This window comes from Leptolyngbya sp. FACHB-711 (genome assembly GCF_014695615.1).
In the GTDB taxonomy this organism is placed as follows: domain Bacteria; phylum Cyanobacteriota; class Cyanobacteriia; order Elainellales; family Elainellaceae; genus Leptolyngbya_A.
The window spans coordinates 1-6540 of the sequence record NZ_JACJOR010000180.1 but is presented as its reverse complement, the minus strand read 5'-3'; the positions used below and the strand labels follow the sequence as shown (position 1 = coordinate 6540).

At 52.5% G+C, this 6540-nt stretch carries 3 protein-coding genes; 2 read left to right on the top strand and 1 reads right to left on the bottom strand.

The genetic code is table 11. From position 1 onward, the window contains the following. Nucleotides 1–307: 307 nt before the first annotated feature. Both smc and H6F80_RS06360 read left to right on the top strand, forming a co-directional pair. A complete protein-coding gene (gene smc, locus H6F80_RS06365) occupies nucleotides 308–4039 on the top strand; it encodes a chromosome segregation protein SMC (protein WP_190790750.1) in 3732 nt (1243 codons plus the stop codon). 171 nt (nucleotides 4040–4210) lie between these two features. Beyond that, nucleotides 4211–5191, top strand: coding sequence for a PRC-barrel domain-containing protein (locus tag H6F80_RS06360; RefSeq protein ID WP_190790749.1), 981 nt, complete (start codon nucleotides 4211–4213; stop codon nucleotides 5189–5191). A 184-nt stretch (nucleotides 5192–5375) separates the two neighbouring features. On the opposite strand, the gene kaiC is transcribed toward H6F80_RS06360, so the two are convergent. Then, nucleotides 5376–6540, bottom strand: a 1165-nt coding sequence (gene kaiC, locus H6F80_RS06355; protein ID WP_190790748.1) for a circadian clock protein KaiC, incomplete at its 5' end; no start/stop codon positions are given.

Below are 6540 nucleotides of genomic sequence, written 5' to 3'. Positions count from 1 at the left end.
TGACCTGGCTGCGGGTGAGGCTGCTCCTGTTGCAGTCACCGCTCCCGCTATCCACGGTTAAGCTCTCGCTGCTTAGCAATCAAGGCACTCTCCTCAAGGAGGGTGTCTTTTTGCATTTGATTTTTACATTTGAGGAAAGACTTTCAGTGACGATCGCCTAAATCCTATAACTTATCCAGAATTCTTTTATTTTTTCGGTGCAGATTCTGAATTTGCCGCTATGATTCCCTCTTAGTTTGCATTGTTCTGTTGCGAATTTCGCCCAGAGCGATTAGTATATCCGTACTTAACCTTCTGACTTTACGACGTGTATATCAAGCGCGTTGAGTTATCCCACTTCAAGTCCTTTGGCGGCACAACAGGAGTTCCCCTGCTGCCGGGGTTTACCGTGATTTCGGGTCCAAATGGCTCTGGGAAATCAAATATTCTAGATGCCCTGCTGTTTGCGCTCGGTTTATCTAGCTCTAAGGGAATGCGGGCAGAGCGACTGCCCGATCTGGTGAACCAGAGCCAGATGGGACGCGGTAGGTCGATGGTTGAGGCAAGTGTAACGGTCACGTTTGCCCTGGATGAGACAGAATGGGAAAGCGACGATCGAGAGGACAACGGTGCAGATGAACCCTCTAGTAGCGATGTTGAAAATCCTTTCACCCAGCCTGATTCCTCCGAAGAGGAAATTGTAGCAACTCATCCCTTCCAAAACGGTCACTCTACAGGTCACTCCACCAACGGTAAAACGTCAGAGCATTACGTTTCCAATGGTCATCTTCGGGAATGGAGCGTTACCCGTAAGCTGCGTGTTACTCAGCAAGGAACCTATACCTCTAGCTATGCAATTAACGGGCTGCCCTGCACCCTAACTGAACTACACGAACAGCTTCACAAGTTCAGAATTTATCCCGAAGGCTACAACGTTGTTCTACAGGGAGACGTTACCAGCATTATCTCGATGAATCCGCGGGAACGGCGGGAAATTATTGATGAGCTGGCGGGGGTTGCTGCCTTCGATCGCAAAATCGTTCAGGCAAAAGACAAGCTGGATGCAGTCAAGGAACGCGAAGAGAAATTTCGAATTGTAGAACGAGAGCTAATGGCGCAGCGCGATCGGCTCTCCCAGGATCGCATCAAGGCTGAGAAATATCAGCGGCTCAAAGCTGACTTGCAACTCAAGTCCCAATGGGAGGCTGTGTTAGTCTGGCAGGCTCAAGTACGGCAGGCAGGCCATCTTCAGGCACAAATTACCGCAGGCGATCGTACCCAAGCAGAACTCCAAACACAGATTGCAGAGTTCGTACAGCAAATTCAGGTTGCCGTTCATGAACTCGATCGGTTGAATACGCGGGTTAAAGCACTCGGAGAAGACGAGCTTCTGGCACTCCAGGCAACCTTGGCAACTCGTGAGGCAGAGCTAAGACAGCTACAGCGGCAAGAACAAAATCTGCTGGACTCTAGTAAGGAAATTGCTGCAAATCTGGAGCGGACGCAGCGGGAGATTCAGGAGCAGATTGGTGCGCTGGAGCAGGTGACGCAAGAGAAGAACAGGCTTGAAACGCAAGCGCTCGTCTCTTTGCAGTCGGACTATCATCAGGCGCAGCAGTCCCTTGAAGCCAGTCGGGAAGCAGCAAGTGCGATCGCGTCCGCGTCAGAAGCTTGGGTTCAGGAGCAGACCGCTCTCCGACACGGCATTGAAGCAATTCTGCAAACCCTCGAGCCCCAACGCACCGAGCAAGCCCGTCTCCAAGAACGAGTCACCCAGCTTCGCCAGAAAATTGCAGAACAGACAGCGACACTGGGAACGATCGCCGAAGAAATTGCGGCAAAGCAAGCCGAACGAATTGAAGCAGAAAATCAGCTGGCCTACTTTAAACAGCAGGTAGACACCTTTGATCTGTACCATGCTAGGGCAGAACGAGAACTGCAAACCCAGCAGGAAACCCAGGCTCGGCTCCTGAAAGAACAGCGAGACAAGCAGCGACAGCTCGACAAGCTAGAAGCGCAGATTCAGGCAGTTCGCGAAACCCAGGGAACGGGCACCACGCAAATGCTCCTGGAGGCTGGGTTGCCGGGAATTTGCGGCGTAGTCGCACAGCTTGGACGGGTTGATCCGCAGTATCAGCTTGCGTTGGAGATTGCGGCAGGCGGACGATTAGCCCAATTGGTCGTCGAAGATGATGGAGTGGCAGCGGCTGGAATTGCGCTGCTGAAACAAAAGCGAGGCGGACGAGCCACGTTTCTGCCGCTTAACAAAATTAAGCCACCTCAGTTCGATCCGATCTCAGCCTGGAAACGCCCCAATGGGTTTATTGACTACGCCAGCAATTTGATTGAATGCGACGATCGCTACCGAGATGTGTTTGCCTACGTGTTTGGCAGCACTGTTGTCTTTCAAACCCTGGAAGCTGCCCGTCGTCACCTGGGACAGTACCGCATCGTGACGCTGGACGGAGAACTGCTGGAGCCGAGCGGCGCGATGACCGGGGGAAGCCTTCAGTCTCAGCGTGGCTCACTTCACTTTGGCACAGTGGAACCTGCGGAATCGGTGGAAGTGTTGGCACTACGCGATCGGCTGCGTGAAATTGACCGGATTCTCGATCGGTGTCAGCAGGCGATCGACCAAGAAAATCGCCATGTGCGACAGCAGGCTCAGGCATTGCAGGAAGCCCGTCAGCAGCATCGCGAAACCCAGCTTCAGGCAGAGCAACTCCAGCATCAGCTCGCCCATGCCGTCGCGCAGGAAGGACAGTTGCGGACGCAAATCTCTCACTTCACCCAGGAGCTAACGACCGCCCAGGAGCGACTGCACCATCTGGAGCAGAACATTCCTCAGCAGGAAACTGAGCTGAATCAGCAGCGACAAGTCCTGGCAGAGCTAGAGCAATCCCAAACCCACAGCGAATGGCAGCAGATGCAGGCAACCATTCGATCGAAAGAGGCAGCGTTGAGCGATCGTCAGCTGGCTCTCCAGGCAGCAATGCAGCGACTCCAGGAGCTAGAGACCCAGCGACAGCGAATTCAAGAAAAGACCAATCAGCTTCGACAGCGACTGCAGGAATGCCGGACACAACAAGCTTCTCAGCTCAATCAGCGATCGACTCTCAGTAGCCAGCAGTTCTCGCTGCGCGATCAAATTACAGAGGTGCAAACTGCCTTATCAACCCTAGACCAAACCCTTTCCGCCGAAAAGCAAGAGCGCGATCGCGCAGAGCGACAGCTTCGGGAACAGCAAAACCAGCAGCAGCAGCTTGAGTGGCAGGGGCAAAAACTGCACGAAACCCAGCAAAACCGTCGTCAGGAACTCGTCGCGCTTCAGGAACAGATTGAAGCCCAGCGTGCCGAATTGCCCGATCCTTTGCCGGAGATCCCTGAAACGATTGCGGACCTGACTGCCCTGCAACATGAACTGCGCTCGATGCAAAAGCGGCTTCAGGCAATGGAACCTGTCAATATGCTGGCGCTGGAAGAATACGATCGCACCCAGGCGCGGCTGGAAGAGCTGAGTCAAAAGCTGGCAACGCTGGATGAAGAGCGTACCGAACTGCTGCTGCGGATCGAGAACTTTACAACCCTGCGGCAGCGAGCCTTTAAAGAGGCATTTGATGTGGTAAATCAAAACTTTCAGGTCATCTTTGCGGAACTGTCCGACGGGGACGGCTATTTGCAGCTCGACAATCCGCAGGATCCCTTTGCGAGCGGGCTAAATCTGGTCGCGCATCCGAAGGGTAAGCCTGTGCAGCGCTTAGCTTCAATGTCGGGAGGCGAGAAATCGCTCACAGCCCTGAGCTTTATTTTTGCGCTGCAACGCTATCGCCCTTCGCCTTTTTACGCCTTTGATGAAGTTGATATGTTCCTGGATGGAGCAAACGTCGAACGATTATCAAAAATGATTAAGCATCAGGCGCAGCAGGCACAATTTATCGTGGTCAGCCTGCGACGACCGATGATTGAGTCGGCTCAGCGGACGATCGGCGTGACTCAGGCAAGGGGTGCCTACACGCAGGTTTTAGGCATCGACCTACAGGCTCAACCCGCTTCGAGCTAGGTCAACAAAAGTAACCAGCGTCCGCTATAGTGGAATAACTTGTTTGGGGCTAGTCCACAGATTTTGGAGATTGATTCTAATCTTGATTAATATTGATATCTAACGGTATCTTTATTAGATTTATTCAAACTGAACGAATACCAAACGCGGTTTCGGGATTGGGACGCGCAAATGAATTTTGAACAACAGTATTGCCAACGGTCTGACCTGATTGGAACACAGTTGATTACTCGCGATGGCGGGAAACGGCTGGGGGTGGTCAGCCAGCTTTGGGTTGATGTCGATAGCCGGGAAGTGGTGGCGATCGGGATTCGTGAAAGTCTGCTGTCTGGGGTGGTGTCCTCGGTGCAGCAGACGGTGTTGCTAAGCAGTATCAGCCAGATTGGGGATGTGCTGCTGGTGGAAGATGACGATGTGATCGAAGACGATTTCAACACCGAGGCATACAGCAAGCTGATTAATAGCGAAGTCATCACCGAGACAGGAGAGATGCTGGGCAAGGTGCGCGGCTTTAAGTTTGACAAGCGCGATGGTCGCGTTGAGTCGATCGTAATTGCTACCTTTGGGCTACCCCAGATCCCCGATCAGTTGGTTAGCACCTACGAGCTATCAATGGATGAGGTGGTTAGCAGTGGACCCGATCGTCTGATTGTGTTTGAGGGAGCAGAAGAGAAACTCAGTCAGCTCACAGTGGGTCTGCTGGAGCGGATTGGTATTGCCAGACCTGCCTGGGCGAGAGACGAAGACGATGCTTACGTGACGCCCACGGCTGCCGTCAATCAGCTTCCTTCTGGGATTCGTACGCCTGTTGAGCCACTGCAAGTCAGAACGCCTGTCGCTGAAGAAACCTGGGACGAAGACAACTGGAGCGAAGCGCAACCCCGCCGCCAGCTAAAAGAGCTACGCCAACCCGAGCCTGTGTATCTCGAAGAGGAAGATAACTGGGGCGGCAAGCAGCAGCAGTATGCCGAAGTCGAGTATCAAGAGATTCCTGTCGATCGCCCAGAATATCGCCAGATGGAGTACGCGACTCCCGATGAGGATCTGACAAAGGATGCTTGGGCAGATGACGAAAACCCACAGCCTGCTCCTCCGGTGAATCTTCCTGAACGGAGACGAGTTGTGGAATACGAGGAAGAGACGGATTATTAGATTTCGAGGGAATCTCCGATCAAGTCATCGCTCCTGTTGATCCTGTAGGGCGGTTTAAAAACTGCCCTTGCGACTATTTCAACCTGATATTTCAGTCTGATGAATAGGAAGCCCCGGTAATCCAGAGTCTCTATATCTCTATAAATTAATAAATTACAAGATAAAGTAAAAGCGTTTCGCTGCCTTAGCGTTCCGGTGTGCCTTCGTCCGATTTTTCCTGGAAGCTGCGGACGATGCGCGACAGCTCGTTTTTCTCATCTATACTCACTCGGCTGGGCGAGCCGCTAATAATCCGCTCGAAGTTGCGGAAGGAATCCTTGATTTCTGGACCTCGATCGCTAATCACATATTCACGGATGCCTTTATCGTGCCAGGAGCCGCGCATCTTAAAGACGTTGATTGCCCGCGCCATTTCGCCGCGAATCTCGACGTATTGCAGCAGAATGATCGTGTCGGTAATGGTAGAAATATGGGAATCGGTAATTGAGTGCGCTCCCATAAACTGATCAGAGGTGTTGGTGAAGAATCCGGTGATTTCCTCTTGCTTAGCAAATCCCGTTACACCAATCACAAATTGACGGAAGGCATTGTTGCTTACTCCCCGCGCTAGCGCAGAAAGGGAATCGATCGCAATGCGAGAAGGCTTAAACTCGGCGATCTCCGATTTGATGATCTGCAAATGATCTTCGAGTCCAGCAGATTCAGGATAGGCGCAGATAATTTTGAGTAAGCCGCGCTGCTCCAGATCCTCAAAGTCAATGCCCCACGAGTAGGCGTTGCGAGAAAGCTGAGCACGAGATTCTTCGTAGGCAAACAGCAGGGCACGTTCACCAATCCGGCAGGCGTTCTGAAGGAATTTGCTGACCAGCAGCGTTTTTCCGGTTCCCGTTGCCCCGGTTGCCAGAATGATTGAATCTTTGAAAAAGCCGCCACCGCACATTTCGTCCAGTGTTCTGACTCCAGACGAGACGCGCACATTCGACGATCGCTGCGTCAGGCGCATTGCCCCCAGCGGGAAAATATTAATGCCGTCATCGGTAATCGTGAAAGGATATTCCCCTTTCATGTGGGTTGTGCCGCGCAGCTTTAAAATTTCGATCGTTCGTCTGCGTCGTTCACCTTCCAGCACATTTCGCACGATCGCCACATTGTCTGACACAAACTCTTCCACGCCAAAACGAGCAACAGGTCCGTATTCCTCTACCCGTTCAGTCGTCATGATCGTCGTTGCGCCAACCTGCTTCAGGCGGGCAACCAAACGAAAGATTTCCCGACGAACCACGGATGCTGCGTCATACTGTTGGAACACTGAGGTGACTGAGTCGATCGACACCCGCCTTGCATTATAT

Bases quoted from the DNA above. Each gene is read 5' to 3' on its own strand.
- H6F80_RS06360 (WP_190790749.1), top strand. From the start codon at position 4,211: ATGAATTTTGAACAACAGTATTGCCAACGGTCTGACCTGATTGGAACA.